Origin of the sequence: Nocardioides pocheonensis (assembly GCF_003725535.1) — a bacterium.
In the GTDB taxonomy this organism is placed as follows: Bacteria; Actinomycetota; Actinomycetes; order Propionibacteriales; family Nocardioidaceae; genus Marmoricola; species Marmoricola pocheonensis.
The window spans coordinates 798194-824551 of sequence record NZ_RJSF01000040.1 but is presented as its reverse complement, the minus strand read 5'-3'; the positions used below and the strand labels follow the sequence as shown (position 1 = coordinate 824551).

Genomic DNA, 26358 nt, shown 5'->3' with positions numbered 1-26358 from the left:
GTCGGTCGCTTCGCTCCCCCGTGGCTGCGCCTACGCGTACTTGACCGGGAGCTCCTTGATGCCGTTGATCCAGGCGTGGCGCAGCCGGCGGGGCTCGCCGGTCTTGACGATGTTCGGCATCCGGTCGGCGATCACGTTGAAGATCACCTCGACCTCGAGGCGAGCGAGGTTCGCACCGATGCAGTAGTGCGCGCCGTGCCCACCGAAGGCCAGGTGCGGGTTCGGGTCGCGGAGGATGTCGAACTTGTCGGGGTTCTCGAAGACCTGCTCGTCGTGGTTGCCGCTCGCGTAGTAGAGCCCGACGCGGTCGCCCTTCTTGATCGGCTGGCCGCCGATCTCGACGTCGTTCAGCGCGGTGCGCTGGAAGACGGTGACCGGGGTCGCCCAGCGGATCACCTCGTCGACCATCGTCGAGGGGCGCTCACGCTTCCACAGCTCCCACTGGTCGGGGTTCTCGAAGAAGGCGTTCATGCCGTGGGTGATCGCGTTGCGCGTGGTCTCGTTGCCGGCCACGGCCAGCAGGATCACGAAGTAGCCGAACTCGTCGTCCCCGAGCTTGTGGCCGTCGACGTCGGCGGTCACCAGCTTGCTGATGATGTCGTCCTTGGGGTCCTTCGCGCGCTCCTCGGCGAGCGCCATCGCGTACCCCAGGATCTCGGCGGCCGCGACGTCGGGCTGCGCGTCGTACTCCGGGTCGTCGTACGCGAGCATCTGGTTGGACCAGTCGAACAGCTTGCGCCGGTCCTCCATCGGTACGCCGAGCAGGTCGGCGATCGCCTGGAGCGGCAGCTCGGCGGCCACCTCGAACACGAAGTCGCCCTCACCCTTGGCGAGCGCGTCGTCGACGATCTTGTTCGCCCGCTCGACCAGCACCTCGTGCAGGGCGCCGATCGCGCGCGGGGTGAAGCCGCGGCTGATGATCTGGCGGGTCTTGGTGTGGTCCGGCGGGTCCTGGTTGACCAGCATGACGCTCTGCAGCTCGACCTGCTCGCGGGTCATGTCGGCGGCGAAGCGGATGATCACGCCGTTCTCGTTGGCCGAGAAGTCCTTGCTGTTCTTCGACACCGCGGCGATGTCGGCGTGCTTGCTGATCGCCCAGAAGCCCGTGTCGTTGAAGCCGGCGCGCGCCTCCGGCGCCTGCTCGACCCAGTACACCGGGGCGGTCTTCCGGAGCTCGAGGAACTCCTGGAGCGGGATCCTCTCCTCGCACAGACTCGGGTCCGTCGGGTCGAAGTTGGCGGGCAGGGTGGGCGCTGCGGTCACGAGTGTCCTCCACGATTTCTGTAACACGTTCTAGTGAGGATCGTTACATACTCTCCGTATGTTCGGAAGTCCCCACCGCGGATTGGGACCGGTTTTCTGGGTGCGGTCGCCCACCGCCCGAGACGGGCTGGCGCAGAACCAGAACGTGTTCTACTTTTGAAACGAGCCGCACCCGTCACTCAGGAGGAACCCATGGGCAACCCGGTCATCGTCGAAGCCGTCCGTACGGCGCAGGGGAAGCGCCGCGGCTGGCTCGCCGGCGTCCACCCCGCCGTCCTCCTCGGTGCGGCGCAGGTCGAGGTGCTCAAGCGCTCGGGCATCGATCCGAACCTGGTCGACCAGGTGATCGGGGGCTGCGTCACGCAGGCCGGCGAGCAGTCCAACAACATGGTCCGCCGCGCGTGGATGCACGCCGGACTGCCCAACCACACGGCCTCCACCGTCATCGACGCGCAGTGCTCCTCTGCCCAGCAGTCGACCCACCTCGTCAACGCGATGATCAAGGCCGACGCGATCGCGGTCGGGATCGCCTGCGGCATCGAGTCGATGTCCCGGATCCCGCTGGGCGGCAACGTCCCGAAGGGTCTCGGCGACCCGCGACCCGACGACTGGAGCATCGACCTGCCCAACCAGTTCGAGGGCGCCGACCGGATCGTCAAGGACCGCGGTTTCAGCCGCGGCGAGGTCGACCGGTTCGGCCTCTGGTCACAGCAGAAGGCGCGCGTGGCGGTCGACGAGGGCCGCTTCGACCGGGAGATCTTCGCCGTCGAGGCCCCCGTGCTCGACGACGAGGGCAACCCGACCGGGGAGACCCGGGTGGTGAGCACCGACCAGGGCCTGCGCGACACCACCCTCGAGGCGCTGGCGGCGCTCGCGCCCGTGCTCGAGGGCGGCACGCACACGGCCGGGACGTCCTCGCAGATCTCCGACGGCGCGTCCGCGCTGCTGCTGATGGACTCCGACCTCGCCGCCTCGCTCGGCCTGAAGCCGCGGGCACGGATCGTGTCGTCCTGCCTGGTCGGCGCCGACCCCTACTACCACCTCGACGGTCCGGTGCAGGCCACCGAGAAGCTGCTCGCGGACACCGGCATGAGCATCTCGGACATCGACATCTGCGAGGTCAACGAGGCCTTCGCCGGCGTGGTGATGTCGTGGGCCAAGGTGCACCAGGTGCCCGAGGAGAAGATCAACGTCAACGGCGGCGCCATCGCGATCGGCCACCCGGTGGGGTCCACCGGCACCCGGCTGCTCACGACGGCGCTGCACGAGCTCGAGCGTCGCGACGCCACCACGGCCCTGATCTCGATGTGCGCCGGTGGCGCCCAGGCGTCCGGCACGATCATCGAACGCATCTGATCCCGCCGTACGACGCGAAGCGGCGCCACTCCTGCGAAGAGTGACGCCGCTTCGTCGTTCGTCCCGCTGCCGTCAGGCGGGCTGGAGTGCCGGAGACGCAGCCCCGACGGTCGGCACCGGCGGAGTGACCACGAGGTCCTCCTCGTCGAGCATCGTGGCCTCGTCGAACGGCTCGTGGCCCGCCAGCACCCGGTCGAGCCGGGCCCGGTCCAGGCTTCCGGTCCAGTGGCCGACGAGCACCGTCGCAACAGCGTTGCCGGCGAAGTTGGTGACGGCGCGCGCCTCGGACATGAACCGGTCGATCCCGACGATGAGGCCGACACCGTCGACCATGGCCGGCCGGTGCGAGGCCAGCCCGCCTGCCAGCGTGGCCATCCCGGCACCGGTCACGCCGGCGGCACCCTTCGAGGCGATGATCATGAACAGCAGCAGCGAGATCTGCTCGCCGACCGACAGCGGAGTGCCCATCGCGTTGGCGATGAACAGCGAGGCCATGGTCAGGTAGATCGCGGTGCCGTCGAGGTTGAAGGAGTACCCGGTCGGCACCACGACGCCCACGGTCGGCTTGTCGACGCCGGCGTGCTCCATCTTGGCGATCAACCGGGGCAGGGCCGACTCCGAGGACGAGGTCGACACGATCAGCAGGAACTCACGGGCGAGGTAGCGCAGCAGCGAGAACAGGTTGACGCCGGTGGCCAGCTTCAGGATCGCGCCGAGCAGCACGAACACGAACAGGGCGCAGGTGACGTAGAAGCCGACCATGAGGACCGCCAGGCTCTTCAGTGCGTCGACACCGGTCTCCCCGACGACCGCGGCCATCGCGCCGAAGGCGCCCACGGGCGCAGCCCACATGATCATCGCGAGGACGCGGAACACGACCCGCTGGGCGTGGCCGACGCCGCGCAGGACCGGCTCGCCGGCCTTGCCCATCGACTGCAGCGCGAAGCCGACGAGGAGCGCCACGACGAGCGTCTGGAGGACCTGGCCCGACGTCAGCGAGGACAGCAGCGAGACCGGCACGATCCCGAGCAGGAACTCGCTCGTGGACCCGCCGGCGCCAGCCGCCTGCGCGTGACCCGCGCTCGCGACCGCCTTGGTCAGGTGCAGACCGGAGCCCGGGTGGAGGATGTTGCCGACCACGAGGCCGATCGCGAGCGCGGCGGTGGACATCACGAGGAAGTAGCCGAGGGCCAGGCCGCCGACCTTGCCGACCCGCGCTGCGGTGCGCACCGAACCGACACCGAGCACGATCGTGCAGAAGATGACCGGCTGGATCATCATCTTGATGAGCCCGACGAAGGCGGTGCCGACCGGCTTGAGCTGGACGGCGAAGTCCGGGGCCGCGAGGCCGGTGACGATGCCGAGGCCGACGGCGACGATGACGGCCAGGTACAGGTAGTGGGTCCGGTCGCGGCGCGGCGTCGCTGCCTTCCGTCCGGACGTCTCAGCTGTCGTGGTCATGGTTCCTCCAAGGGGGGATCCGGGAGCTTCCCGGTCCGCCCACTCTCGGTCGCCGTGTGATCGCCGTCACTGTTGTGTTCGTTGAGTTCACCGCCGTCACGCTCGAGGGCGGCCCAGAACCGGCGCGGAGCCGGTGCGGCACAATGCGTCCATGCGGAGGTCAGCCCCCGGGCGCGAGAGCTCCGTGGCGCGCCAGGTGCTGGTGCTGCAGGTGCTGATGGTGCTCGTCGTGGTCGTCGTGGCGGTCGGACTCGCGACGTACAACGCCCGGCGCGACAGCCGGGACCACGCCCGCGACCAGGCGGTGGCGGTCGCGGAGTCGGTGGCCGACTCACCGGTCGTCCGGACCACCCTCGCCGGCGGCGGCCCGTGCGACGTCCTCCAGCCGTACGCCGAAGCGGTGCGCCAGGACACCCACGTGGACTTCGTCGTCGTGATGCGGCTCGACCGCACCCGCTGCACGCACCCGAACCCGAAGGAGATCGGGGGCCACTTCATCGGTGACCTCGGGAGCGCACCCCGGGGCGGGATCTTCACCCAGGAGTACACCGGCACGCTCGGTCCCTCGGAGCGCGCCGTGGTCCCGGTGCGAGCCTCCGAGACCGACCGCACCGTGGTGGCGATGGTCTCGGTCGGGATCAAGCTCGACCAGATCGACTCGCGGCTCCGCCGCAGCCTCGCGGGTATCGGGCTCGCCGCGCTGGCCGTGCTCGCCCTGGGGGTCGGCGGCGCCGGGCTGATCAACCGGCGGTTGCGCCGACAGACCCACGGCATGGGCGAGCGCGAGATCACCCGGATGTACGAGTACTACCGGGCCGTCCTCCACGCCGTCCGGGAGGGCCTGCTGCTGCTCGACTCCGAGGGCCGCGTGCAGCTGGCCAACGACGAGGCCCGGCGGCTGCTGTCCCTGCCCGACGACGTGCTCGGGCGGCCGGTCACGGACCTGGGCCTGCCGCCCGGGCTGGTCGCCGCGGTCACGGGCGACACGGCGGAGGCCGACGACATCTACGTGACCGGGGACCACGTCCTCGTGGTGAGCTCCTCCCCCGCATTCTGGGGCGGCAAGGACGTCGGCGCGGTGGTCACCCTCAGGGACCGCACCGAGCTGATCGACGTCACCGGTGAGCTCGACGTGGTGCGGGGGCTGTCCGAGTCGCTGCGCTCGCAGAACCACGAGGCCGCGAACCGGCTGCACACGGTGGTCTCCCTGATCGAGATGGGCCGTCCCGAGGACGCCGTCGCGTTCGCCACCGAGGAACTCCACGTCGCCCAGCAGCTCACCGACCAGGTCGTCGGTGCCGTGGAGGAGCCCGTGCTCGCGGCGCTGCTGCTCGGCAAGACCGCCCAGGCGGCCGAGCGCGGCATCGACCTGTCCGTCCACGGCGAGCTCCGCGCCGGCCGCCTGCCCGTGGAGCCGCGCGACCTGGTCACGGTCGTCGGCAACCTGCTCGACAACGCGATGGACGCCGTCGCCGGCCTCGAGGACCGCCGGGTCGAGGTACGCCTCTCCGGCGACGACCACCTCGTCACCGTCGTGGTCGGCGACAGCGGGCCAGGGATCCCGCCGGACGACGCCGAGCACGTGCTCGAGCGCGGCTGGACCACGAAGACCTCGGGGTCGGGCATCGGCCTCGCCCTCGTGGGCCAGGTGGCGCGCAGGTCGGGTGGCACCGTCGACGTGGGGACGTCCCCGCTCGGAGGCGCGCGCTTCACGGTGACCCTCGGCTCCGAGGCGCTCGCGCCCGAGCGGCCGGCCGCGGTCCGAGGCACCCCGTGACCGTCCGCGTCCTCGTCGTGGAGGACGAGCAGCTCGCCGCGGAGGCCCACGCGACGTACACGAACCGCGTCGAGGGCTTCGAGGTCGCCGGGGTCGCCCGGTCGGCCGGAGATGCCGCTCGCGCACTGGCCGCCGACCCGACGATCGACCTCGTCCTGCTCGACATGCATCTCCCGGACGGGCACGGGCTCGGACTGCTGCAGAAGCTGCGCGCGGCCGGTCACCTGTGCGACGTGATCGCGGTGACGTCGGCCCGCGACGCCGAGGTGGTGCGGCATGCCGTCGCCCAGGGCGTGGTGCTCTACCTGCTCAAGCCGTTCTCGTTCGCGACGTTCCGCGCCAAGCTCGAGCAGTACGCCGAGTACCGCGCGCGCCTGGCCGCAAGCGCGACGGAGGTCGTCCAGGCCGACGTCGACCAGCTGATCGGCACGCTCCGCACGCGCGGGTCCTCGGCTCCCCTCCCCAAGGGGATGAGCGCGGAGTCCCTGCACCAGGTCACCGACGCGCTCCGCGCCGCAGCCGCCGGCCTGTCTGCCACGGAGGTCGCCGCGGTGATCGGGGCCTCGCGGGTCACCGCCCGGCGCTACCTCGAGCACCTGGCCGACGAGGGCCTCGCCGACCGGGCGCAGCGCTACGGCGGCAGCGGACGTCCCGAGGTGGAGTACCGCTGGCGCCGTTGAGCAGGCTCAGCTGAGCTCGAGGCCGGGATACAGCGGGTGCTTGTCGAGCAGCTCGGCGGACTGCGCCTTGACCCGGTCGGCGACCCCGTCGGCGAGCGTGTACGTCGCCTTCGACGGCGCACCCGCCTTCGTGCTGTTCGGGGTGGTGTTGGAGAGCACCTCGACGATCAGCTCGGCGACCTTGTCGAACTCGTCACGCCCGAAGCCCCGGGTGGTCAGCGCCGGCGTACCGAGGCGGACACCGGAGGTGTACCAGGCGCCGTTGGGGTCCTGCGGCACGGAGTTGCGGTTGGTGACCACGCCGGCGTCGAGCAGGGCCGACTCGGCCTGCCGGCCGGTGAGGCCGAACGAGGTCACGTCGAGCAGCACGATGTGGTTGTCGGTGCCGCCGGTGACGAGCTTGCCGCCGCGTGTCAGGAAGCCCTCGGCCAGCGCCTTGGCGTTGTCGGCGATGTCCTGCGCGTAGACCTGGAAGGACGGCTGCCGCGCCTCGGCCAGGGCGACCGCCTTCGCGGCCATCACGTGCGAGAGCGGGCCGCCGAGGACCATCGGGCAGCCGCGGTCGACGTCGGCGGCGAACTCCTCCTGGGCCAGCACCAGCCCGCCACGGGGACCGCGCAGCGACTTGTGCGTGGTCGTGGTGGTGATGTGGGCGAACGGCACGGGGTTCTCGTCGCCGGTGAAGACCTTGCCGGCGACCAGACCGGCGAAGTGCGCCATGTCGACCATCAGCGTGGCGCCCACCTCGTCGGCGATCTCGCGCATCTTCGCGAAGTTCACGCGGCGCGGGTACGCCGAGTAGCCGGCCACGAGGATCGCCGGCTTGAACTCACGCGCCTTGGCAGCGACCAGGTCGTAGTCGAGCAGTCCGGTCTCGGGGTCGGTGCCGTACTGCTGCTGGTGGAACATCTTGCCGCTGATGTTCGGCCGGAAGCCGTGGGTGAGGTGGCCGCCCGCGTCCAGCGACATGCCGAGCAGGCGTTGGTTGCCGAACTCGTGGCGCAGCGTCTCCCAGTCGGCCTCGGAGAGCTCGTTGACGTTCTTCGCCCCGAGCCGCTCCAGGGTCGGCGTCTCGACCCGGTGGGCCAGGATCGACCAGAACGCCACCAGGTTGGCGTCGATACCGGAGTGCGGCTGGGCATAGGCGTACGGCGCCCCGAACAGCTCGCGCGCGTGCTCGGCGGCGAGCGACTCGACCGTGTCGACGTTCTGGCAGCCGGCGTAGAAGCGGTGGCCGACCGTGCCCTCGGCGTACTTGTCGGAGAACCATGTGCCCATGGTCAGCAGCACCGCCGGCGAGGCGTAGTTCTCGGAGGCGATCAGCTTGAGCGAGGCCCGCTGGTCGGCGAGCTCCTTGCGTGTGGCCTCCGCCACACGCGGCTCGACGGAGGCGATCACCTCGAGCGCCGCGTCGTACGCGGTGGAGGCGGTCTTGGCGAGGGTTTCCGCGCCTGACGCGGGGGGATTCGCGGGGTTCACGTCGCTCATGCGCCCAGCCTAGAGCCGGGCCTGCGCCGTGTCCGGGCCACCTCACCGTGTACCAAATCGCGGACGGCCGTCTCATGACATGAGATTCCGGTTTGTGGAAGCGGTGTCCGGAACCTGAGACTTGTCCGCATGATCAGCGCTGCCACCTCGACCTGGCTCGTGACGCGTCGTCACGTGGACCTCGGTCGTACGCGCAGCATGATCTGTTGGCCCCGCTGAACGCCCGCCCGTTCACCTCGCGCGCAGCGTCGCACGCGACCCCTTCAGCGAAGGACCACCCCACCCATGCCTGATCTGCGCTTCCAGTCCGAGCCCCCGCGTCACACCGACGTGCCCCGTCCGCGGCGGGCCGAGGGCCAGTGGTCGTTCGGCTACACCGAGCCGCTCAACAAGAACGAGCAGTCCAAGAAGGACGACGACCCGCTCCACGTCCGCGACCGGATCGTGCACATCTACTCCAAGCGCGGGTTCGACTCGATCGACCCGGCCGACCTGCGTGGCCGGTTCCGCTGGATGGGCCTCTACACCCAGCGCAAGCCGGGCATCGACGGCGGCAAGACCGCCGTGCTCGAGGAGGAGGAGCTCGACGACCGCTTCTTCATGATGCGGGTCCGCTCCGACGGCGCGCTCCTCGGCGCCCCCCAGCTGCACGCCCTGGGCAGCATCTCGACCGACTTCGCCCGCGGCACCGCGGACATCTCCGACCGGGAGAACATCCAGTACCACTGGATCGAGATCGAGAACGTCCCGGAGATCTGGGAGCGGCTCGACGCGGTCGGAATGACCTCGCTGGAGGCCTGCGGCGACAGCCCGCGCCCGTTCCTCGGCTCCCCCGTGGCCGGAGTCGCGGCGGACGAGATCATCGACGCCACGCCGGCCCTGCAGGAGATCAAGCGCCGCTACATCGGCGACCCGGCGTTCTCGAACCTCCCCCGCAAGTTCAAGACCTCGGCCAGCGGACACCCGAGCCACGACGCGGTCCCGGGTATCAACGACGTGTCGTTCGTCGGCACCGTGCACCCCGAGCACGGCCCCGGCTTCGACCTCTGGGTGGGCGGCGGCCTGTCGGTGAACCCGCGCTTCGCCGAGAAGCTCGGCGTCTGGATCCCGCTCGACGAGGTGCCCGACGCGTGGGCCGGTGTCGCCGGCATCTTCCGTGACTACGGCTACCGCCGGCTCCGCTCGAAGGCGCGGCTGAAGTTCCTGGTCGCCGACTGGGGCGTCGCGAAGTTCCGCGAGGTCCTCGAGAACGAGTACCTCGGCAAGAAGCTCGTCGACTGCCCCTCCCCCGAGCCGACCCTGCGCGGCGCCGACCACGTCGGCGTCCACCCGCAGAAGGACGGGAAGTTCTACATCGGGGCCGCCCCCGTCGTGGGTCGCGTCAACGGTGAGATCCTCACCGGCCTCGGTGACCTGGTCGAGCGGTACGGCGCGGCCGGCGTACGGCTCACCGCGCACCAGAAGCTCGTCGTGATCGGCGTGGCCGAGGCCGACGTCGAGGCCGTCGTCGCCGGTCTCGGCGAGCTCGGTCTCGAGACCGAGCCCTCCAACTGGCGCCGGCTCACGATGGCCTGCACCGGCATCGAGTTCTGCAAGCTCGCGATCGTGGACACCAAGGACCGCGCCCGCTCGCTCGTCGCGGAGCTCGAGGAGCGCATCCCGGACCTCGACACCCCGATCACCATCAACGTCAACGGCTGCCCGAACGCCTGTGCCCGCACCCAGGTCGCCGACTTCGGCCTGAAGGGCCAGCTCGTCCTCGACGACCACGGCAACCAGGTCGAGGGCTTCCAGGTGCACCTCGGGGGCTCGATCGGCTTCGAGGGCGAGGTCGCCGACAACTTCGGCCGCAAGCTGCGCGCCCACAAGGTCACCAGCGTCGCGCTGGGCGACTACGTGACCACCGTGGTCCGCAACTACCTCGTCGACCGCAGCAGCAGCGCCGAGACGTTCGCGCAGTGGGTGGCGCGCGCCGAAGAGGTCCTTCTCTACGGCGACAAGCAGCTGGACCCCGCATGACCGCCCCCAACACCCTCGCCGCGCGGGCCCGCCGGGGCTCGCTCACCGAGGGGCGCAGCACCGAGGAGCTCAAGGAGATCGTGCTGCACGTCGGGGCCGAGCTCGAGCTCGCGCCGGCCGAGGACATCATCGAGTGGGCGGTGGCCACGTTCGGCGCCCGGTTCTGCGTGACCTCGTCGATGGGCGACGCGGTGCTGTCCCACCTCGCCTCCACCGTCGCGCCCGGCGTCGACGTGGTCTTCCTCGACACCGGCTACCACTTCGCCGAGACGATCGGCACCCGCGACGCCGTCGCCGCGACCCTGCCGGTGAACCTGCTCACGATCACGCCGGTGCAGACCGTGGCCGAGCAGGACGCCGAGCACGGCCCGGAGCTCTACAAGCGCGACCCCGACCTGTGCTGCGCGCTGCGCAAGGTCGCGCCCCTCAAGGACGCTCTCGCCGAGTACGACGCGTGGGCGACCGGCCTGCGACGGGCGGAGACGCATAACCGCGTGATCGCACCGGTCGTTGGGTGGGACGAGAAGAAGCAGAAGGTGAAGGTCTCGCCGCTCGCCCGCTGGAGCGACGAGGAGGTCGAGCGCTACATCGTGGAGAACGGCGTCCTCGTCAACCCTCTGGTGTACGACGGCTACCCCTCGATCGGCTGCTGGCCCTGCACCCAGCGGGTCGCGCCAGGCGAGGACCCCCGCAGCGGACGATGGGCGGGAACCAACAAGACCGAGTGCGGCATCAACCAGTAACCAGGAACAGACACAGCTCCGACCACAGCGACACACACCCATCGCAAGCGACAACGGCGTCAGCGCGATCGAAGAGAAGGGAGGCCGGTCCATGACCGCCCCAGCCCTCATCGCCCTTGCCCACGGCAGCCGCGATCCCCGATCGAAGGCGACCATCGAGGCGCTCGTCGCCGAGACCCGCCAGATGCGTCCGGACCTCCGGATCGAGGTCGCCTTCCTCGACCACGTCCGGCCCTCCTTCGAGACCGCGGTCAACAAGCTGGTCCGCGCGCGGTTCGAGGAGATCGTGGTCGTGCCGCTGCTGCTCAGCGAGGCCTTCCACGCCCGGGTCGACGTGCCCGACGCGATCGCGCAGGCCACCGCGCGGCACCCCGGCCTCCAGATCCGCGCCACCAAGGTGCTCGGGCTCGAGCACTCCTTCCTCGAGGTGCTCGACAAGCGGCTCCGGGAGGCGCTCCGCGCTGCCCGCGTGCGCGAGCTGGACGCCCTCGTGCTCGCCGCAGCCGGCTCCTCCGACCCGCTGGCCAACCAGGCGGTCGGCCGCCTCGCCCGCGTCTGGGGCGCCCACCACCGGCTCCCGGTGACCGCGGCGTTCGCCTCCGCGACGCCGCCCGCCACCGGCGAGGCCGTGCGGGCGTTCCGCGCCGAGGGCCGTCGGCACGTCGCGGTCGCCTCGATGTTCCTCGCCCCGGGCTTCCTGCCCGACCGGGCCGCGGAGCTCGCGCTCGAGGCCGGTGCGGTCGCCGTCTCCGAGCCGCTCGGCGCCGACCCCGAGGTCGCCCGCACGATCCTGGCCCGCTACGCCGTCGGAGCCGTCGAGCTCGTCCCGGTCTGACGCGAGCGGGCACTCCAGCTGGTTCCAAGGACGCCGAGCGGGCACTCCTGCTGGGAGCAAGGGCGCCGAGCGGGCACTCCCGCTGCGACCTAGGACGCCGAGCGGGCACTCCCGCTGGATCCAAGGACACCGATCGGGCACTCGCGCTCACCGCACCCCGCGCCAGTAGCGCTGCCCGCTGACCGGACGCCACGCCAGCAGCGCTGCCCGCTCACCGCATCCCAGGCCAGCATCAGTGCCCGCTCGCGGCGTACCAACCCAGCTTCAGCGCCCGCTCGCGGCGTACCAACCCAGCTTCAGTGCCCGCTCGCGGCGGTCACTTGGTCGCGAGCGTGAGCGCGAAGTCGCCGGGGTCGTCGGTCCAGACCCGAGTGACGCCCAGGCCGGCCGCCTCGAGCTCGGCGGCGACGGTGCTGACCCGGAACTTGGTGGAGATCTCGACGCGGATCTCCTCGCCGCTGGCCAGGTCGAGGACCAGGTCGGCGCCCGGGATCGACACCCGCTGCGGCATCTCCGAGCGCAGCCGCAGGTCCATCCGCTCCATGTGGGCGTCCCAGAACGGGATGTAGGAGAACCCGTCCAGGTCGAAGTCGGCGTCGAGCTCACGGTTGAGCACGCGGAGGGCGTTGAGCACGAACTGCTCGGTGACCCCGGCCTCGTCGTCGTACGCCGCGATGAGGCGGTCGGCGCTCTTCACCAGGTCGGTGCCGAGCAGCACCGAGTCGCCCGGCTCGAGCACGTCGGCAAGCGCCCCCAGGAAGGCGCGGCGCTCCTCGAGGTAGAGGTTGCCGATCGTGCCGCCGAGGAAGGCGACCATGCGGCGGCCTCCGCGAGGGAGCTCGGCCAGGTGCAGGGTGAAGTCGCCGACGACCGCCTCCACCGCGAGGCCGGGGTAGCGCTCGGCGAGCTGGAGGGCGGCGTCGCGCAGCGTGCCTTCCGAGACGTCGACGGGCGTGAACCGGGTGAGCTGGCCCGAGCCGGTGAAGGCGTCGAGCAGGAGCCTGGTCTTCTCGCTCGTGCCGCTGCCGAGCTCGACCAGCGTGGTCGCGTGGCTGGCAGCGGCGATCTCGTCCGCGTGGGCCTCGAGGATCGAGCGCTCGGCCGCGAACGGGTAGTACTCCGGCAGCCGGGTGATCTCGTCGAAGAGACCGGACCCGACGTCGTCGTAGAGCCACTTCGGCGGGAGCGTGCGCGGGTGCGAGGCCAGTCCGCGCCGCACGTCGTCGACCAGGCTGCCGCTCGCCCAGTCGGGGTCGAGCAGCACGGAGACCACCGGCTCCCGGACGCCGTCGGCGCTCCTGCGCGCCTCGTGGGCGCTCACGCGCTCGCCCCGGTCGTCGGTGCGCCGCCGTCGGCGAGCCGCACCCCGGACATCGCCCAGCGGGCACCCGGCGGGAAGAAGTTGCGGTAGCTGGCGCGGGCGTGGCCCGGCGGGGTGAGGGCGCAGCCGCCGCGCAGCACCATCTGGTTGGACATGAACTTGCCGTTGTACTCCCCGATCGCCCCGGCGGCGGGGTGGAACCCCGGGTAGGGCAGGTAGGAGGAGCTGGTCCACTCCCAGCAGTCGCCGTACGCCTGCCGGATCCGCGCATCACCCGCACCCGTCGCCGACGCGGCCGTCGGGTGGAAGGTCTCGGTGTTCGCGAGGTTGCCGGTGACGTCATCACCCTGGCCGTCGGAGCGTACGGCGTGCTCCCACTCGGCCTCGGTCGGCAGTCGCTTGCCGGCCCAGCTCGCGAACGCGTCGGCCTCGTAGTGGCTCACGTGGGTGACCGGCAGCGACGGGTCGACCGGCCAGGTGCCGTGCAGCGTGTGCTCGAACCACACCCCGTCGACCTCGGTCCAGTAGAACGGCGCCCGCCAATCCTCGGCGTTGATCCTGGCCCAGCCGTCGGAGAGCCACAGCTCGTGGCGCCGGTAGCCGCCGTCGGCCATGAACTCCAGCCAGTCGCCGTTGGTGACCAGCCGGTCGGCCAGGCGGTAGGGCTCGAGCCAGACCTGGTGGCGCGGCAGCTCGTTGTCGAAGCTGAAGCCGTCGCCGTCGTGGCCGATCTCGACGAGCCCGCCCTCGACGTCGACCCAGCCCAGCGGCCCGGGGTCGGGGTCGCCGGCGGCGCGCGCCGGACGGTCGACGTAGGCCGGCTGGAGGGGGTTCAGCGAGAGCACGTGCTTGATGTCCATCAGCAGCAGCTCCTGGTGCTGCTGCTCGTGGTGGAACCCGAGCTCGATGGTCGGCGTGACCTTCTCCAGCGTGCCGCCGTCGAGCGACCCGATCAGGTCACGCATCCGCTCGTCGACGTTGCCGCGGTAGACGCCCACGTCGTGGGCCCCGGGGCGGCTGATCACGCCGCGCTGCGGACGCGAGAAGCGCGGGCCGACCGCCTCGTAGTAGCTGTTGAAGAGGAACCAGTACGTGTCCTGGAACGGTGCGAAGCCCTGCTCGTGGTCGGCGAGCACGAAGGTCTCGAAGAACCAGGTCACGTGGGCGCGGTGCCACTTGGTCGGCGAGACGTCCGGCATGGACTGGACGGTCTGGTCCTCGGGCGAGAGGGGGGCGGCGAGGGTCTCGGTGTGCGACCGGACCTCGGCGTAGCGATCGACGAGCGTTTCTGCGTCCCAGACGGGTGTGGCCCCGGATGTGGTCGTCATGGACACCGAGCCTAGGCACGTGCGCCGACAGTTCCGAGGGCTGCGCCCGACCGGTCAGCAAATGTTCACATTCGTCGATGCGGCACGATGAGCCCCGTGATCGACCTGTCCGCGGCGCGCGCCGAGACACCGGGCTGCCTCGACCGTGTCTTCCTCGACAGCGCCGGCTCCTCGCTGCCGACCACCCGGGTGCTCGAGACGGTCGTCGGCCACCTGCGGCGCGAGGCGGAGGTCGGCGGCTACCGCGCGGCCGCGGAGCGCGAGGCCGAGCTCGCCGCGGTGCCGGAGTCCGTGGGTCGGCTGCTCGGGTGCGACCCCGACCTGGTCGCGCTCACCGACAGCGCCACCCGCGCCTGGGACCTCTTCGTCACCGCACTCCCCTGGTCGGCGGGCGACCGGGTCCTGGTCTGCGGCACGGAGTACGCCAGCAACGCGATCGCGCTGCTGCAGCGGGCCCGCCTGGACGGCTGCGTCGTCGAGATCGTCCCCAACGACGACCGTGGCCTCGTCGACCTGGCTGCGCTCGAGGCGGTGCTCGACGAGCGTGTGCGCCTGGTCTCGCTGGTGCACGTGCCGACCAACTCCGGCCAGGTGGCCCCGGTGCGCGAGGTCGTGGAGCTCGCGCACCGGGCGGGTGCGCTGGTGCTCCTGGACGCCTGCCAGTCGGTCGGCCAGCTGGCGGTGGACGTCGAGGAGCTCGGGGTCGACGCGCTCTCCGCGACGGGTCGCAAGTGGCTGCGCGCACCTCGCGGCACCGGCTTCCTCCACGTCCGGCGCGAGGTGCTGGAGGCTCTCGAGCCGGCGAGCGCGGACCTGCGCGGCGCCAGCTGGACCGGCAGCCACGACTACGAGCTGGCGCCGGGAGCCCGCCGCTTCGAGCTCTGGGAGTACGACGTCGCGGCCCGGCTCGGGCTCAAGGTCGCCGTCGACCAGCTGCTCGACCTCGGTGTCGCCGACGTCGAGGCAGCCGTGCGCTCGCGGGCCGACGACCTGCGTCGAGGCCTCGACGACCTCGAGCGGGTGACCGTGCGCGACGTCGGTCCCGACCTCTCCGGGATCGTGTCGTTCACCGTCGACGGTCTCCGCGCCGAGGAGGTGCGCGACCGGCTCGCCGACCAGCGGGTCACGGTCACGGTCAGCGGCGCGGCCTCGACTCGGCTCGACATGGCCGAGCGCGGCCTGGAGGCCGTCGTACGCGCCTCGCCGCACTACTTCGTCAGCCCCGGCGACGTCCAGCGGGCGGTCGAGGCGGTCGCCGGGCTCGCTTGAGTCAGGACCGGTCGAGGATCCGGTCGACGACCCCGGCGGCCACCGCGTGGTAGCCCGGACGCGCGACCGCGTAGATCTCACGCGCGCGGGCCCGTCCCGCGTCGGTCTCGACGAGCGCCGTGTAGAGCGGCCGGAGGAACTTGATCCGCCCCTGGCGCCGCAGGAAGTCGGCGAGGGCGCGGTCGGCCCGCAGGGAGTCGAAGACGTGACCCGACTCCACGGCGTACCGGAGCCAGGTGAAGAGGATCTCGGAGTTCCGGCTCTCGCTGAGCCCGAAGGTCTCGTCGAGGTCGGCGAGCAGGCCGGCGCCCGGGTCGTCGGGCAGCGCGCGCAGCAGGTGGATCCACTCGTGCGGGCTCCAGCCGGAGACGTCGACCTCGGCCGCCACTCGCCCCGCCACGAGCGCCTCGACCGCCCGGTCGACGTCCGCGAACGCCTCCGAGTGCCACACCGGTGCGTTGTCCGGGAGCCCCGGTCCGTGCAGCCACGCCTCCAGCTGCACCTGCTCGGGCGTCACGCCGGCCGGATCGAGGAGCTCCGCGCGCAGGTGGCCGACGAAGGTCGGCGTGTCCATCGACCGGAACGCGTAGCGGTCGAAGTACGCCGTCAGGAACGCGTCCAGCCGCTCCCGCCCGACGACCTGCTCGAGCATCGAGAGGAAGAGCGAGCCCTTGTGGTACGCCACAGGGCCGGCCGCGTCGTCCGCGTCGCGGCCCGCGAGGTCCTGCTCCAGCCAGGTGTCGCGAGGGTCCAGCCGCGGCAGCGCGGAGAGCAGCTCCTGGCGGTACAGCTGGAGGATCATCGTCGCGAACCGCTCGCCGTACACGTCCTCGACGATGCGGGTCTCGAGGTACTCGGTGAACCCCTCGTTGAGCCACAGGTCGTTCCAGGTCGCGTTCGTGACCAGGTTGCCCGACCAGGAGTGCGCCAGCTCGTGGGCAACGACCGACACCAGGGAGCGGTCGCCGGCAAGGAGGGTCGGGGTCAGGAAGGTGAGCCGGGGGTTCTCCATGCCGCCGAAGGGGAAGCTCGCCGGCGCGACCAGAAGGTCGTAGCGGTCCCACCGGTAGCCGCCGAAGCGGCGCTGCACGGCGTCGATCATCTGCTCGGTGTCGGCGAACTCCCAGGCCGCGGCGTCGACGACGTCCGGCTCGGCGTACACCCCGCTGCGCGGACCGGTGCTGCGGAACTCCAGGTCGCCGACCGCGAGCGCCATCAGGTACGACGGCACCCGCTGCGGCATCGAGAACCGGTGGACGCCGTCGCCGTTGCGCGCGGTCGGGTTGCCGGCACTCATCAGGGCCAGCAGCTGCGGCGGCACCCGGACGGTCGCGTCGTAGCTGAAGCGGACCGCCGGGCTGTCCTGGAGCGGCACCCAGCTGCGCGCGAGGATCGCCTGCGACTGGGTGAACAGGAACGGGTGCCCCGAGCTGGTCTGCTCCGCCTCGAGCCACTGCAGCGCGCGCGCCTCGGGGTGGGTGCGGTAGTGCACGACCACGGAGTCTGCGTCGCCGATCCGGACGCGGAGCGGGCTGCCGAGGAGCGGGTCGTGCTCGCCGAGCTCGTACGCCGCGCGGCTGCCGTCTCCCAATGTGACGTCGCCGACCTCGAGCTGCCAGGTGTCGAGCACCAGCTCGGACGCGTCGGGCGCGTGGCGGTCGAGGTCGAGCCGCACCGAGCCGGCGAGGCTCCGGGACTCGAAGTCCACCTCGAGGTCGAGGCTCAGGTGGCGCACCGCGACCTCCCGTGCGCGGGAGTACGAGTGCGGGTCGTCGGGGAGGAGCGGCTCCTCGGCTTGACCCACCGGCTGCGTCCCGGTCACCGGACCAGCACGTCGAGCAGGCGCCCGAGCTCGGCCGAGGGATCGTCGGTGAGACCGCCGTGCACCGGACCCGGCTGGACGACGGTCGAGCGCGGTGCCTTCAGGAAGCCGAACCGCGTGCCGAGGTCACCGGTCGCCGGATCGCCCAGCGACGCATCGCCCCGGCAGACGCCTTCGACGAACGCCAGCGCGTGCCGGACCGCCGCAAGGTCGATCGCCGGCGACAGCGTGCGCAGCCGCTCCTCGTCGACGTGGCAGTCGGCCCCGAGGAAGTCGGCGGCCTGGCAGTACGCCACCACCCCGACGTTGACGAACTCCTCGCGGTCCACGCGCGGCACGCACCGCAGCACGACGTACTGGTAGGGAAGACGCTCGCCCATGCTCACGCCACCCGTCGCGTCGGGAGCCACGAGCGCGAGCCGTCGAGGCGGGCACGGAGGAACGCGCGGTACGCCACCCGCAGGTCGTCCGGGGAGAGGTCGGCCGGCGCCTGGGGGCCGACCAGCCAGTCGTCCGGCACCAGCCCCGTCACCCGCTCGAGCAGCTCGTCGGTGACGCTCGCGGCGAGGTCGTCGGCGACGAGGGGCACGGCGTCGAGGTGGCCGCGCAGCACGTGGTCGTCGGCCGACCACGGCTGCTCGGCGAAGCGGGCCGGGTCGGTCAGCCCGGAGGACCAGGCATGGTGGAAGTACAGGGCGGCGCCGTGGTCGATCGCCCAGACGTCGCCGTGCCAGACCAGCAGGTTGGGGTTGCGCCAGCTGCGGTCGACGTTCGCGACGAACGCGTCCAGCCAGAGGATCCGTCCGGCCGTCTCCGGGTCGATCTCGACCGACGGGTCGAACCCGAACGAGCCCGGCAGGAAGTCGACGCCGAGGTTCAGACCGAGGCTGGCCCGGAGCAGGTCCTGCACCTCCTCGTCGGCCTCGTAGCGCGCGATCCCCTCGGCGAGCTCCACCGTCACCAGGTCGGGCGTGCGGATGCCGAGGGCGCGGGCCAGCTCGCCGACGATGACCTCCGCGACGAGCACGCCGAGACCCTGTCCGGCGCCGCGGAACTTGCAGACGTAGGTGCCCAGGTCGTCGGCCTCGACCAGTCCGGGCAGCGAGCCGCCCTCGCGCAGCGGCGCGACGAACCGGGTGGCGGTGACGGTCGGGAGCCCGCTCATGCGGACCCGAGCCGGGCCCGCTGCTCGGCCACGTCGTAGTCCGGCGTCGGCCACTGCAGGTCCAGCGCACGCAGGTGCTCGAGCAGCAGCTGGGCGATCGCCCAGTTGCGGTACCACTTGCGGTCGCTCGGTACGACGTACCAGGGTGCGTTCTCCGGGTTGCACCGCTCCAGGGCGGTCTCGTACGCCGCCTGGTACTCCGCCCAGTGCCCGCGCTCGTCGACGTCGCCGGGCTTGAACTTCCACTGCTTCGTCGGGTCGTCGAGGCGCGCGAGGAACCGCTTGCGCTGCTCGTCGGCCGAGACGTGCAACATGCACTTGACCAGCGTCGTGCCGGTGTCGGTGAGCTTGCGCTCGAAGACGTTGATCGCGGTGTAGCGCCGCTCGATCTCGTCGGGCTCCGCCAGCCCGTGCACCTTCACCACGAGGACGTCCTCGTAGTGCGACCTGTCGAAGATCCCGATCTCTCCCGGCGCGGGGAGCGCGCGCTCGATGCGCCACAGGAAGTCGTGCGCCAGCTCCTCCTCGGTCGGCTTCTTGAACGACTTCAGCGCCAGCCCGGAGACGTCCAGCAGGCCTGCTGTGTGGCTGAGGATGCCGCCCTTGCCGGAGGTGTCCATGCCCTGGAGCACCAGCAGCAGCCGCTGACGAGACGCGCCGGTGTAGGCCTGCGCGAACAGGCGCTCCTGCAGCTCGGCCAGCTCTGCGCCGAGCGCGGCGAGGGCCTTCTTCCCCTCGGCCTTCCCGTCCTCGAACCCGGGCTTGCCGTTCGTGTCGATCGCCGACAGGTCGACGGGACCGGGCGGCAGCCTCAGCAGCTGGCCGATGCTCGACCCCAAGGGTCCCTCGCTGCGCTTGCTCATGCCCCGACTCTAGTGAGACGCAGGCGTCGGGGCCCGTCAGTAGGCTCCGCTCCATGGACCTCCCCGTGATGCCGCCCGTCCAGCCGATGCTCGCGAAGTCGGTCAAGGGCATCCCGGACCCGGCGAAGTTCGACGGCGGGCTGAGCTTCGAGCCGAAGTGGGACGGCTTCCGCTGCATCCTCTTCCGCGACGGCGACGAGGTCGAGCTGACCTCGCGCAACACCAAACCGCTGACCCGCTACTTCCCCGAGGTGGTGGCCGCGGCGAAGGAGCAGCTGCCCGAGCGCTGCGTGCTGGACGGCGAGCTGTTCGTCGCGCTGGGCACGCGACTGGAGTTCGAGACGCTCCAGGAGCGGATCCACCCGGCCGCGTCGCGGATCAACCTGCTCGCCGAGCAGACCCCGGCCAGCTTCGTCGCCTTCGACGCGCTCGCGCTCGGCGACGACGACCTCACCGCGCGACCGTTCTCCGAGCGCCGGGCCCGGCTCGAGGAGGCGCTCGGGCACCTGACCCTGGACGGCATCCCCGGGCGCATGCACCTCACCCGGACCACGCTCGACCCCGCCGAGGCCGAGGAGTGGTTCGACCAGTTCGAGGGCGCGGGACTGGACGGCGTGGTGGCCAAGCCGATGACCGCGCCGTACCAGCAGAACGCGCGCACGATGCTCAAGATCAAGCACGCGCGCACCGCCGACGTCGTCCTGGCCGGCTACCGGCTGCACAAGAACTCCACGCCCGAGCGGCCGCTGCTCGGCTCGATGCTGCTCGGTCTGTACGACGGCGGGAAGCTCCAGCACGTGGGGGTCGCCGCGTCGTTCACCGAGAGCCGGCGCGCCGAGCTGCTCGAGGAGCTCCGTCCGCTCGAGTGCGACCTCTCGGACCACCCCTGGGGCGAGTGGGCCGAGTGGGCGATCGCCAACCCCGACCGCGTGCCCGGCACCCAGAGCCGGTGGAGCCAGGGCAAGGACCTCTCGTTCACCCCGCTGCGTCCGGAGCGCGTGCTCGAGGTCGGCTACGAGCACATGGAGGGCCGGCGCTTCCGGCACACGGCGCAGTTCAAGCGGTGGCGTCCCGACCGCGACCCGGAGTCGTGCGGATACGAGCAGCTCGAGGAGCCGGTGAGCTACGACCTCACTAGAGTGTTGGACGTGGACTCCGACCGTGAGCAGGAGCTGTGATGAGTGACTATGACGTGGTCCTGCTCGTGGAGCAGACCCTGAGCGCCCAGGACGCCGCACAGGTGCGGGGGCTCCACGAGTCGATCGAGGAGCCGGTGACCTACCACGTGCTCGTCCCGGTGGAGGACAGCGCGACCCAGATCGAGACCGGCATGGGAGCACTCGCCGGCGGTGAGGTGCTCGCCACCCCGACGATGTTCCTCGAGCCCGAGGACGCCGACGAGATCCGGCGCGAGGTGCTCGACGACGCGCGGAGCGCCGTGCGCGACTCGGTGGCCGCGCTCGCGAAGGTCGGCGGCAAGGCCGTCGGCGACGTCGTGAGCGTCGACCCGATCCAGGCGCTGGCCAAGAAGGTCGCCGAGGTCGACGCGCGCGAGGCGATCATCCTGACCCGGCCCCACGTGGTGAGCGAGTTCTTCCACCTCGACTGGACCTCCCGGGCCCGGCGCAAGCTCGGCGTGCCGGTGCTGCACCTGCTCGAGCACGAGACCTTCGACGAGCAGGCGGGCGAGGGCGAGGGGATCAGCGGCTTCTGACGGCCGGTGCGGGCGTCAGGCGCTGCGGGCGGCCTGCAGCGGCACCGGGTGCGCACGCCACTCGGGCCGGTAGTCCGGGTGGTCGGCCCACTCCAGGGCTACGGCGCGCAGCGTGTGGCAGGGCGGGTACGCCGACCCGGCACTCGCGCACGGGCACGGCGTCGCGTCCCGGCCGCTGACCCGGTGGCTCTCGACGAGAAGCCGGCGCGCGGTGCACAGGGCGAGCACGCGCTGAGGGCTCCACGAGCCGGACCCGGCCCAGGCGGCAGGTCCCTCCCCCGGCCCCCTCCGGGGCGCGCAGCGCGCGACCATGAGGCCGGCCAGGAAGGCGTCCTCGTCGACGCGCGCGAGGATGAACGCACCGATCGTGACCACGCGCACCGTCCGAGGCTGCTGACCGGTCGGTCCCACTACCTCCGGTCCTCGGAAGGATCGTATTCACAAACCGGACAATTTCGCCGGAAATCGGGAAATCCGGCCTGCCGGATCCCGAACGGCCGGGGTCACTCCCCCGTCGGACCGCCGGCGATCTCCACCGCGACGTCGAGATGGCCGACGTGCCGGGCGTACTCCTGGAGCACGTGGAAGCAGATCCACCCGAGCGGAGCGGCCGGACGCGGGTAGGACGGCGCCGGCGTACCCATCTCCGCGAACCCGTGCGACGCCAGCACTTCGTCGGTGCGAGCACCGCCCTCGCGCAGCAGGGTGGCGACCAGGTCGAGAGTGACCTCGTCGCGGACGTGCCAGCGGTCGTCGCTCCGGTCTCCCCACGGCTCCTCGACCTCGTCCCCGAGGAAGTGCCAGCTCAGCCAGCGTCGCTCCATGTAGGCGAGGTGCTGGAGCAGCTCCAGCGGGGTCCAGCCGCTCGGCAGCCGCGACGTGCGCTGCTCGGCCTCGGGCAACGACGCCACCTTCGCGATCGCGGTCTCCCGGTAGAAGCGCAGGTACGCCGGGAACAACGCGACCGGGTCACCCGTCGTCGCCGCCGGCTCCTCGCGGTCGCCCCTGCTCGCCTCGCTCATCGCTGCTCACTCCTCACTCGTGATCCCGTCCAGGTAGACCCAGCGTCCGGCGCGCCGGGTGAAGCGGCTGCGCTCGTGCAGCACCCCGCCGGCGTACGACGCCCGGAACTCCACCACTCCATGGTCGTCGCCCGGGCCGCCGTCGACCGTCTCCACGATCTCCAGGCCCGTCCAGTCGAGCCGGGGCAGCTGGTCGAGCTCGTCGGGACGCGTGGCCGGGTGCCAGCTGCGGAACACGTGGTCGACGTCGCCGAGCGCGTAGGCGGTGTAGCGGGAGCGCATCAGCTCCTCGGCCGTGTCGGCGGGGCGCTCGTTGCGGACGACCGGACCACAGCACTCGTCGTAGGCGAGCCCCGACCCGCAGGGACACCCGACCGGACCCACGGCCGTCACGGCGCGATCCTGTTGCCGTCCTCGTCCCAGTGCTCGGCCACCTTCTTCGACGGCTGCACGCGCGGCGGCTCGCCGGGCATCTTCGGGTAGTCGGGCGGGTAGTTCAGCTCGACCGCACCCTGCTCCTCGAACAGTCCGAGCAGCGGCTCCAGGGAGCAGGCCCGGTCGTCGATCGTGGCCCACGGGTCGCCGTCGGCGATCCGGTCGGGCACGGTGAACAGGTTGTACTCCCGCGGGTCGGTGACGCCGGCCAGCTCCTCCCATGTCATCGGTGTCGAGACCGGGGCGCCGGGTATCGGCCGCAGCGAGTACGCCGAGGCAATGGTGCGGTCGCGGGAGTTCTGGTTGAAGTCGACGAAGATGCGGCTCCCCCGCTCCTCCTTCCACCAGGCGGTGGTGACGCCGGGGTCGCGCCGCTCGAGCTCGCGGCCGAAGCCGATCGCCGCGTGGCGCACGTCCACGAAGTCCCAGCGCGGCTCGATCCGCACGTAGATGTGCACACCGCGGTTGCCCGACGTCTTCGGGAAGCCGACCAGACCGAGGTCCTCGAGGAGCTCACGGGCGACGCCCGCCACCCGGACCGCGTCGGCGAAGTCGGTGCCCGGCTGCGGGTCGAGGTCGATCCGCAGCTCGTCGGGCCGGTCGACGTCGGTGCGGCGTACCGGCCACGGGTGGAACGTGAGCGTGCCCATCTGCGCGCACCAGACCGGGACCGCCGGCTCGGTGGGGCAGATCTCGTCGGCGGTGCGGCCGGAGGGGAACGTCACCTCGACGGACTCGAGGTAGTCGGGCGCACCCTTCGGGACCCGCTTCTGGTAGAACGCGTCGGCCTTCTCCCCTGGCCTGCCCGTGGCCAGCTTGATGCCCGGCAGCACACCGGCGGGCCAGCGCTCCAGCGCCGTGGGCCGGTCGCGCAGCGCCCGCATCAGCCCGTCGCCGACGGACGCGAAGTACTCGGCCACCATCAGCTTCGTGACCTCGGGGGTGCGCTCGGTCGCGGGGTAGATCACCCGGTCGGGGCTCGACACCCGGACGGCGCGGCCGCCGGCGACGACCTCGGCGGCAGGAGCGGTCTTGGCCATGCGGACCAACCTAGGACACCGACCACCGGCCGACGTCACTCATTTGTCATCGCCGGCGCTGGGGTGGGCTGCTCGGCCCGACTACCGTTGCCGGCATGTCCTACGCCGTGGAGAAGACCGACGCCGAGTGGCGCGAGCAGCTGAGCCCCGAGGAGTACGCCGTCCTCCGCAAGGCCGGCACCGAGCGCCCGTTCACCGGGGAGTACACCGACACCAAGACCACCGGCGTCTACCGCTGCCGTGCCTGCAACGCCGAGCTCTTCCGCTCGGACACGAAGTTCGACTCGCACTGCGGGTGGCCGTCGTTCTACGCGCCGCTCGCCGAGGACCGGGTCCAGTACCTCGAGGACCGGTCGTTCGGCAGCGTGCGCACCGAGGTGCGCTGCGCGAACTGCGGCTCGCACCTCGGCCACGTGTTCGAGGGCGAGGGCTACGGTACGCCGACCGACCAGCGCTACTGCATCAACTCGATCAGCCTGACCCTGGAGCCCGCCGAGGGCTGAGCCGGTCTCGGCAGGCTCGACCACCGGAGTGCAGGCTCGACCACCGGAGTGCAGGCTCGACCACGGGTGGTTGAGCCTGCCGAAACCCCTCAGGGCAGCGCGTCGATCAGCTCGGTCGGGCTGACCTTGCGGCCGGTGTAGAACGGGATCTCCACGCGGACGTGGCGCCGGGCCCCGGAGGCGCGCAGGTCGCGCATCAGGTCGACGATCCGGTCGAGGTCGTCGGCCTCGAAGGCGAGGATCCACTCGTAGTCGCCGAGGGCGAACGCGGGCACGGTGTTCGCCCGCACGTCGGGGTAGCCCCGGCCCATCTGGCCGTGCTCGACCAGGAGCGCGCGGCGCTCCTCGTCGGGGAGGAGGTACCACTCGTACGAGCGGACGAACGGGTAGACGCAGAGGTACCGGCGCACCTCCTCGTCGGCCATGAACGCCGGCACGTGGCTCTTGTTGAACTCCGCCGGGCGGTGCAGCGCCATCTGCGACCAGACCGGGTCGAGCCGGCGGCCGAAGCGCGTGCGACGGAGCCGGTGGTAGAGCTCCTGGAGCTGGTCGGAGGACGCGGCGTGCGACCAGACCATGAGGTCGGCGTCGGCGCGCAGGCCGGAGACGTCGTAGACACCGCGGACCACGACGTCGTCCGCGTCGAGCTCCTTGAAGAGCGTCTCGACCTCGGCCGCCTCGGTCTCCCGGTCGGCGTCGCCCAGCGGGTCGCGCAGCTTGAAGACCGACCACATCGCGTAGCGAATGGTCTCGTTGATCTCCCGGGCCGACTTCCCGGCCGGCTTCCCGCTCGTCGTCATGACGCCATTGTCCCAGCGGCCGTCAGCGCTCGGGCGCCGGGGCGGCCAGCGCGGCCAGGACCTCGTCGGCCGCCCGTCGGCCCGAGGCGATGCAGGCCGGGATGCCGACCCCGTCGTACGCCGCGCCGCACACCGCGAGGCCCGGCTGCCGGGCGACGTCGGCCCGGATCGCAGCGACGCGCTGCAGGTGCCCGACGGCGTACTGCGGCAGGCCCCCGCCCCAGCGCTGCACGTGCGCGTCGACCGGCCGCACCGAGAGCCCGATCGCATCGGCGAGGTCGTGCAGCGCCACCTCGACCAGCTCCTCGTCGGGGCGCTGCAGCTGGTGCTCCTCGCGGTGGCGACCGAGCGAGCAGCGCATGAGCAGCAGCTCCCCGCCGCCCGCGTCGCGCACCCAGTCCCACTTGGCGAAGGAGAACGTCGCGGCCTTCACCGCCCGCTTGTCGACGGGAGGAACGAGGAACCCGGAGCCGGCGACCTCGGGGAAGTCGCGCAGCCGAAAGGCGAGCGTGACCACCGCGACGGAGGCGTACTCGATGCGGGCGAGCTCCAGCGCGGCCGCCGGGGCGACGTCGCTGAGCAGGCGAGCGGCCGGCGGCGCGGGCACCGCGAGCACCACCGCGTCGGCCTGGACCAGCCGCGGCTCGCGGGTGGACCCGACCACCAGGGTCCAGCCGCCCTCGGAGCGGCGGGCCAGGTCGCGCACCGTCGCGTCGGTCTCGACCCGCGTGCCCGACGACGTGACGACCGCGGCGGGCAGCCGCCCGACTCCGCCGGTGATGCCGGCGAAGATCGGGGTGTCGCTGGCCGGGCCGCTCATCGCGCGGGCCGCGGCCTTGGTGAGGGAGCGGTCCCGGTCGAGCAGCGCGACCACCTGGGGCACCGCAGCACGCGCCGAGATCTCCCGGGCGTGGCCGGCGTAGACGCCGCCGAGCAGCGGCTCCACGAGCCGGTCGACGACCTCCTTGCCGAACCGCTCCTCGACCAGTCCGCCGATGCTCGCGTCGCGGCCGTCGAGCGACGAGGCGGGCAGCACGGCGTCCATCGCGGCGCGCGCGAGGCCGGCCTTCGAGATCACCTTGCTGTCGGCCAGTCCCTTGAGGTCGGTGGGGATGCCCATCAGCGTGCGCGGCATCGGCAGCAGCTCGCCGCGCGACCAGAGGTTGGCCGCGGTCGTCGCGGGGTGGACGATCGCGTCACCCAGCCCGGAGGCCTGGGTGAGCTCGACCGCCTCGGGCCGGCGGTTCAGCATCGCCTCGGCACCGACGTCGACGACCACGCCGCCGACCTCGCCGAGCCGCAGCTTGCCGCCGATGTCGGGAGACGACTCGAGGAGCACGACGTCGACGTCGGGCCGCTCGGCGCGCACACGGGCAGCCGCGGCCAGCCCGGCGATCCCGCCGCCCACGACGGCGACGGTCGGCCGTTCGGTCTTCTCCACGTGCCCACTGTCC

At 71.7% G+C, this 26358-nt stretch carries 25 protein-coding genes; 10 read left to right on the top strand and 15 right to left on the bottom strand.

Features of this window, described 5'->3' with window-relative positions; translation table 11 throughout:
* Positions 1–30: 30 nt before the first annotated feature.
* Positions 31–1263 carry a cytochrome P450 gene (locus EFL26_RS14780; protein ID WP_123223593.1) on the bottom strand — a complete coding sequence of 411 codons (1233 nt, stop codon included), beginning with the start codon at positions 1261–1263 and terminating at the stop codon, positions 31–33.
* Positions 1264–1455: 192 nt separating this feature from the next.
* Here EFL26_RS14780 and EFL26_RS14775 point away from each other — a divergent pair, with 192 nt between their 5' ends.
* Entirely contained in the window at positions 1456–2619 is a 1164-nt protein-coding gene (locus EFL26_RS14775) for a steroid 3-ketoacyl-CoA thiolase (RefSeq protein WP_123223592.1), read from the top strand.
* 72 nt (positions 2620–2691) lie between these two features.
* Here the strand turns inward: EFL26_RS14775 and EFL26_RS14770 are convergent, their stop codons facing one another.
* Positions 2692–4080, bottom strand: a complete 1389-nt coding sequence (locus EFL26_RS14770) for a cation:dicarboxylate symporter family transporter (protein WP_123223591.1) — start codon at positions 4078–4080, stop codon at positions 2692–2694.
* A 151-nt stretch (positions 4081–4231) separates the two neighbouring features.
* Here EFL26_RS14770 and EFL26_RS14765 point away from each other — a divergent pair, with 151 nt between their 5' ends.
* Both EFL26_RS14765 and EFL26_RS14760 read left to right on the top strand, forming a co-directional pair.
* On the top strand, positions 4232–5857 hold the full coding sequence (locus EFL26_RS14765; protein ID WP_123223590.1) for a sensor histidine kinase: 1626 nt from the start codon (positions 4232–4234) through the stop codon (positions 5855–5857).
* On the top strand, positions 5854–6537 hold the full coding sequence (locus EFL26_RS14760; protein ID WP_123223589.1) for a response regulator: 684 nt from the start codon (positions 5854–5856) through the stop codon (positions 6535–6537). The genes EFL26_RS14765 and EFL26_RS14760 overlap by 4 nt, the downstream gene beginning before the upstream one ends.
* Before the next feature lie 6 nt (positions 6538–6543).
* Here the strand turns inward: EFL26_RS14760 and EFL26_RS14755 are convergent, their stop codons facing one another.
* Positions 6544–8025 (bottom strand): glycine hydroxymethyltransferase, encoded by a 1482-nt coding sequence (locus EFL26_RS14755; RefSeq protein ID WP_123223588.1) that lies wholly within the window; start codon positions 8023–8025, stop codon positions 6544–6546.
* A 285-nt stretch (positions 8026–8310) separates the two neighbouring features.
* Between EFL26_RS14755 and EFL26_RS14750 the strand changes: the two genes are divergently transcribed.
* The 3 genes from EFL26_RS14750 to EFL26_RS14740 all read left to right on the top strand — a co-directional run bounded on the left by EFL26_RS14750 (position 8311) and on the right by EFL26_RS14740 (position 11622).
* Entirely contained in the window at positions 8311–10044 is a 1734-nt protein-coding gene (locus EFL26_RS14750; RefSeq protein ID WP_123223587.1) for a nitrite/sulfite reductase, read from the top strand.
* The gene (locus EFL26_RS14745; RefSeq protein ID WP_123223586.1) at positions 10041–10787 is read left to right on the top strand and encodes a phosphoadenylyl-sulfate reductase; all 747 of its coding nucleotides are present in this window, start codon (positions 10041–10043) and stop codon (positions 10785–10787) included. Before EFL26_RS14750 ends, EFL26_RS14745 begins: the two co-directional genes overlap by 4 nt.
* Before the next feature lie 91 nt (positions 10788–10878).
* Positions 10879–11622, top strand: a complete 744-nt coding sequence (locus EFL26_RS14740; protein WP_123223585.1) for a sirohydrochlorin chelatase — start codon at positions 10879–10881, stop codon at positions 11620–11622.
* 316 nt (positions 11623–11938) lie between these two features.
* Here EFL26_RS14740 and egtD read toward each other — a convergent pair whose 3' ends face one another.
* Positions 11939–12943: an L-histidine N(alpha)-methyltransferase gene (gene egtD, locus EFL26_RS14735; RefSeq protein ID WP_221176961.1), complete on the bottom strand. Its 1005-nt coding sequence runs from the start codon at positions 12941–12943 to the stop codon at positions 11939–11941.
* On the bottom strand, positions 12940–14271 hold the full coding sequence (gene egtB, locus EFL26_RS14730; RefSeq protein WP_123223584.1) for an ergothioneine biosynthesis protein EgtB: 1332 nt from the start codon (positions 14269–14271) through the stop codon (positions 12940–12942). The genes egtD and egtB overlap by 4 nt, the downstream gene beginning before the upstream one ends.
* Before the next feature lie 87 nt (positions 14272–14358).
* Here egtB and EFL26_RS14725 point away from each other — a divergent pair, with 87 nt between their 5' ends.
* Positions 14359–15540 carry an aminotransferase class V-fold PLP-dependent enzyme gene (locus tag EFL26_RS14725; protein WP_221176960.1) on the top strand — a complete coding sequence of 394 codons (1182 nt, stop codon included), beginning with the start codon at positions 14359–14361 and terminating at the stop codon, positions 15538–15540.
* Position 15541: 1 nt separating this feature from the next.
* Here EFL26_RS14725 and EFL26_RS14720 read toward each other — a convergent pair whose 3' ends face one another.
* From EFL26_RS14720 to EFL26_RS14705, 4 genes are read right to left on the bottom strand one after another with little or no spacing between them, the layout of a single operon-like run.
* On the bottom strand, positions 15542–17362 hold the full coding sequence (locus EFL26_RS14720; protein ID WP_221176959.1) for a M1 family metallopeptidase: 1821 nt from the start codon (positions 17360–17362) through the stop codon (positions 15542–15544).
* Positions 17359–17742, bottom strand: coding sequence for a DUF3037 domain-containing protein (locus EFL26_RS14715; protein WP_123223837.1), 384 nt, complete (start codon positions 17740–17742; stop codon positions 17359–17361). The genes EFL26_RS14720 and EFL26_RS14715 overlap by 4 nt, the downstream gene beginning before the upstream one ends.
* Before the next feature lie 2 nt (positions 17743–17744).
* On the bottom strand, positions 17745–18527 hold the full coding sequence (locus EFL26_RS14710) for a HipA family kinase (protein WP_123223582.1): 783 nt from the start codon (positions 18525–18527) through the stop codon (positions 17745–17747).
* Positions 18524–19390, bottom strand: a complete 867-nt coding sequence (locus EFL26_RS14705; RefSeq protein WP_123223581.1) for a PPK2 family polyphosphate kinase — start codon at positions 19388–19390, stop codon at positions 18524–18526. Before EFL26_RS14705 ends, EFL26_RS14710 begins: the two co-directional genes overlap by 4 nt.
* Before the next feature lie 53 nt (positions 19391–19443).
* Here EFL26_RS14705 and EFL26_RS14700 point away from each other — a divergent pair, with 53 nt between their 5' ends.
* Both EFL26_RS14700 and EFL26_RS14695 read left to right on the top strand, forming a co-directional pair.
* The gene (locus EFL26_RS14700; protein ID WP_123223580.1) at positions 19444–20568 is read left to right on the top strand and encodes an ATP-dependent DNA ligase; all 1125 of its coding nucleotides are present in this window, start codon (positions 19444–19446) and stop codon (positions 20566–20568) included.
* Positions 20568–21104: a hypothetical protein gene (locus tag EFL26_RS14695; RefSeq protein WP_123223579.1), complete on the top strand. Its 537-nt coding sequence runs from the start codon at positions 20568–20570 to the stop codon at positions 21102–21104. Before EFL26_RS14700 ends, EFL26_RS14695 begins: the two co-directional genes overlap by 1 nt.
* A gap of 15 nt (positions 21105–21119) precedes the next feature.
* Here the strand turns inward: EFL26_RS14695 and EFL26_RS14690 are convergent, their stop codons facing one another.
* The 4 genes from EFL26_RS14690 to EFL26_RS14675 all read right to left on the bottom strand — a co-directional run bounded on the left by EFL26_RS14690 (position 21120) and on the right by EFL26_RS14675 (position 23601).
* Positions 21120–21485 carry a DUF6221 family protein gene (locus EFL26_RS14690; RefSeq protein ID WP_148046724.1) on the bottom strand — a complete coding sequence of 122 codons (366 nt, stop codon included), beginning with the start codon at positions 21483–21485 and terminating at the stop codon, positions 21120–21122.
* A 122-nt stretch (positions 21486–21607) separates the two neighbouring features.
* Positions 21608–22126: a mycothiol transferase gene (locus EFL26_RS14685; RefSeq protein ID WP_123223577.1), complete on the bottom strand. Its 519-nt coding sequence runs from the start codon at positions 22124–22126 to the stop codon at positions 21608–21610.
* A 6-nt stretch (positions 22127–22132) separates the two neighbouring features.
* On the bottom strand, positions 22133–22519 hold the full coding sequence (locus EFL26_RS14680) for a YchJ family protein (RefSeq protein ID WP_281273745.1): 387 nt from the start codon (positions 22517–22519) through the stop codon (positions 22133–22135).
* A complete protein-coding gene (locus EFL26_RS14675; protein ID WP_123223576.1) occupies positions 22516–23601 on the bottom strand; it encodes a DNA polymerase domain-containing protein in 1086 nt (361 codons plus the stop codon). Before EFL26_RS14675 ends, EFL26_RS14680 begins: the two co-directional genes overlap by 4 nt.
* Before the next feature lie 95 nt (positions 23602–23696).
* Between EFL26_RS14675 and msrB the strand changes: the two genes are divergently transcribed.
* Positions 23697–24104 (top strand): peptide-methionine (R)-S-oxide reductase MsrB, encoded by a 408-nt coding sequence (msrB, locus tag EFL26_RS14670; RefSeq protein WP_123223575.1) that lies wholly within the window; start codon positions 23697–23699, stop codon positions 24102–24104.
* An 89-nt stretch (positions 24105–24193) separates the two neighbouring features.
* Here msrB and hemQ read toward each other — a convergent pair whose 3' ends face one another.
* The gene (hemQ, locus tag EFL26_RS14665) at positions 24194–24904 is read right to left on the bottom strand and encodes a hydrogen peroxide-dependent heme synthase (protein ID WP_123223574.1); all 711 of its coding nucleotides are present in this window, start codon (positions 24902–24904) and stop codon (positions 24194–24196) included.
* A gap of 22 nt (positions 24905–24926) precedes the next feature.
* Positions 24927–26345 carry a protoporphyrinogen oxidase gene (gene hemG / locus EFL26_RS14660; protein WP_246000202.1) on the bottom strand — a complete coding sequence of 473 codons (1419 nt, stop codon included), beginning with the start codon at positions 26343–26345 and terminating at the stop codon, positions 24927–24929.
* Positions 26346–26358: the final 13 nt, after the last annotated feature.

Coding starts and splice junctions, on each gene's coding strand:
- EFL26_RS14775 (WP_123223592.1), top strand. CDS start 1,456: ATGGGCAACCCGGTCATCGTCGAAGCCGTCCGTACGGCGCAGGGGAAG.
- EFL26_RS14770 (WP_123223591.1), bottom strand. CDS start 4,080: ATGACCACGACAGCTGAGACGTCCGGACGGAAGGCAGCGACGCCGCGC.
- EFL26_RS14765 (WP_123223590.1), top strand. CDS start 4,232: ATGCGGAGGTCAGCCCCCGGGCGCGAGAGCTCCGTGGCGCGCCAGGTG.
- EFL26_RS14755 (WP_123223588.1), bottom strand. CDS start 8,025: ATGAGCGACGTGAACCCCGCGAATCCCCCCGCGTCAGGCGCGGAAACC.
- EFL26_RS14750 (WP_123223587.1), top strand. CDS start 8,311: ATGCCTGATCTGCGCTTCCAGTCCGAGCCCCCGCGTCACACCGACGTG.
- EFL26_RS14745 (WP_123223586.1), top strand. CDS start 10,041: ATGACCGCCCCCAACACCCTCGCCGCGCGGGCCCGCCGGGGCTCGCTC.
- EFL26_RS14740 (WP_123223585.1), top strand. CDS start 10,879: ATGACCGCCCCAGCCCTCATCGCCCTTGCCCACGGCAGCCGCGATCCC.
- egtB (WP_123223584.1), bottom strand. CDS start 14,271: ATGACGACCACATCCGGGGCCACACCCGTCTGGGACGCAGAAACGCTC.
- EFL26_RS14725 (WP_221176960.1), top strand. CDS start 14,359: ATGAGCCCCGTGATCGACCTGTCCGCGGCGCGCGCCGAGACACCGGGC.
- EFL26_RS14715 (WP_123223837.1), bottom strand. CDS start 17,742: ATGGGCGAGCGTCTTCCCTACCAGTACGTCGTGCTGCGGTGCGTGCCG.
- EFL26_RS14710 (WP_123223582.1), bottom strand. CDS start 18,527: ATGAGCGGGCTCCCGACCGTCACCGCCACCCGGTTCGTCGCGCCGCTG.
- EFL26_RS14705 (WP_123223581.1), bottom strand. CDS start 19,390: ATGAGCAAGCGCAGCGAGGGACCCTTGGGGTCGAGCATCGGCCAGCTG.
- EFL26_RS14700 (WP_123223580.1), top strand. CDS start 19,444: ATGGACCTCCCCGTGATGCCGCCCGTCCAGCCGATGCTCGCGAAGTCG.
- EFL26_RS14695 (WP_123223579.1), top strand. CDS start 20,568: ATGAGTGACTATGACGTGGTCCTGCTCGTGGAGCAGACCCTGAGCGCC.
- EFL26_RS14685 (WP_123223577.1), bottom strand. CDS start 22,126: ATGAGCGAGGCGAGCAGGGGCGACCGCGAGGAGCCGGCGGCGACGACG.
- EFL26_RS14675 (WP_123223576.1), bottom strand. CDS start 23,601: ATGGCCAAGACCGCTCCTGCCGCCGAGGTCGTCGCCGGCGGCCGCGCC.
- msrB (WP_123223575.1), top strand. CDS start 23,697: ATGTCCTACGCCGTGGAGAAGACCGACGCCGAGTGGCGCGAGCAGCTG.
- hemQ (WP_123223574.1), bottom strand. CDS start 24,904: ATGACGACGAGCGGGAAGCCGGCCGGGAAGTCGGCCCGGGAGATCAAC.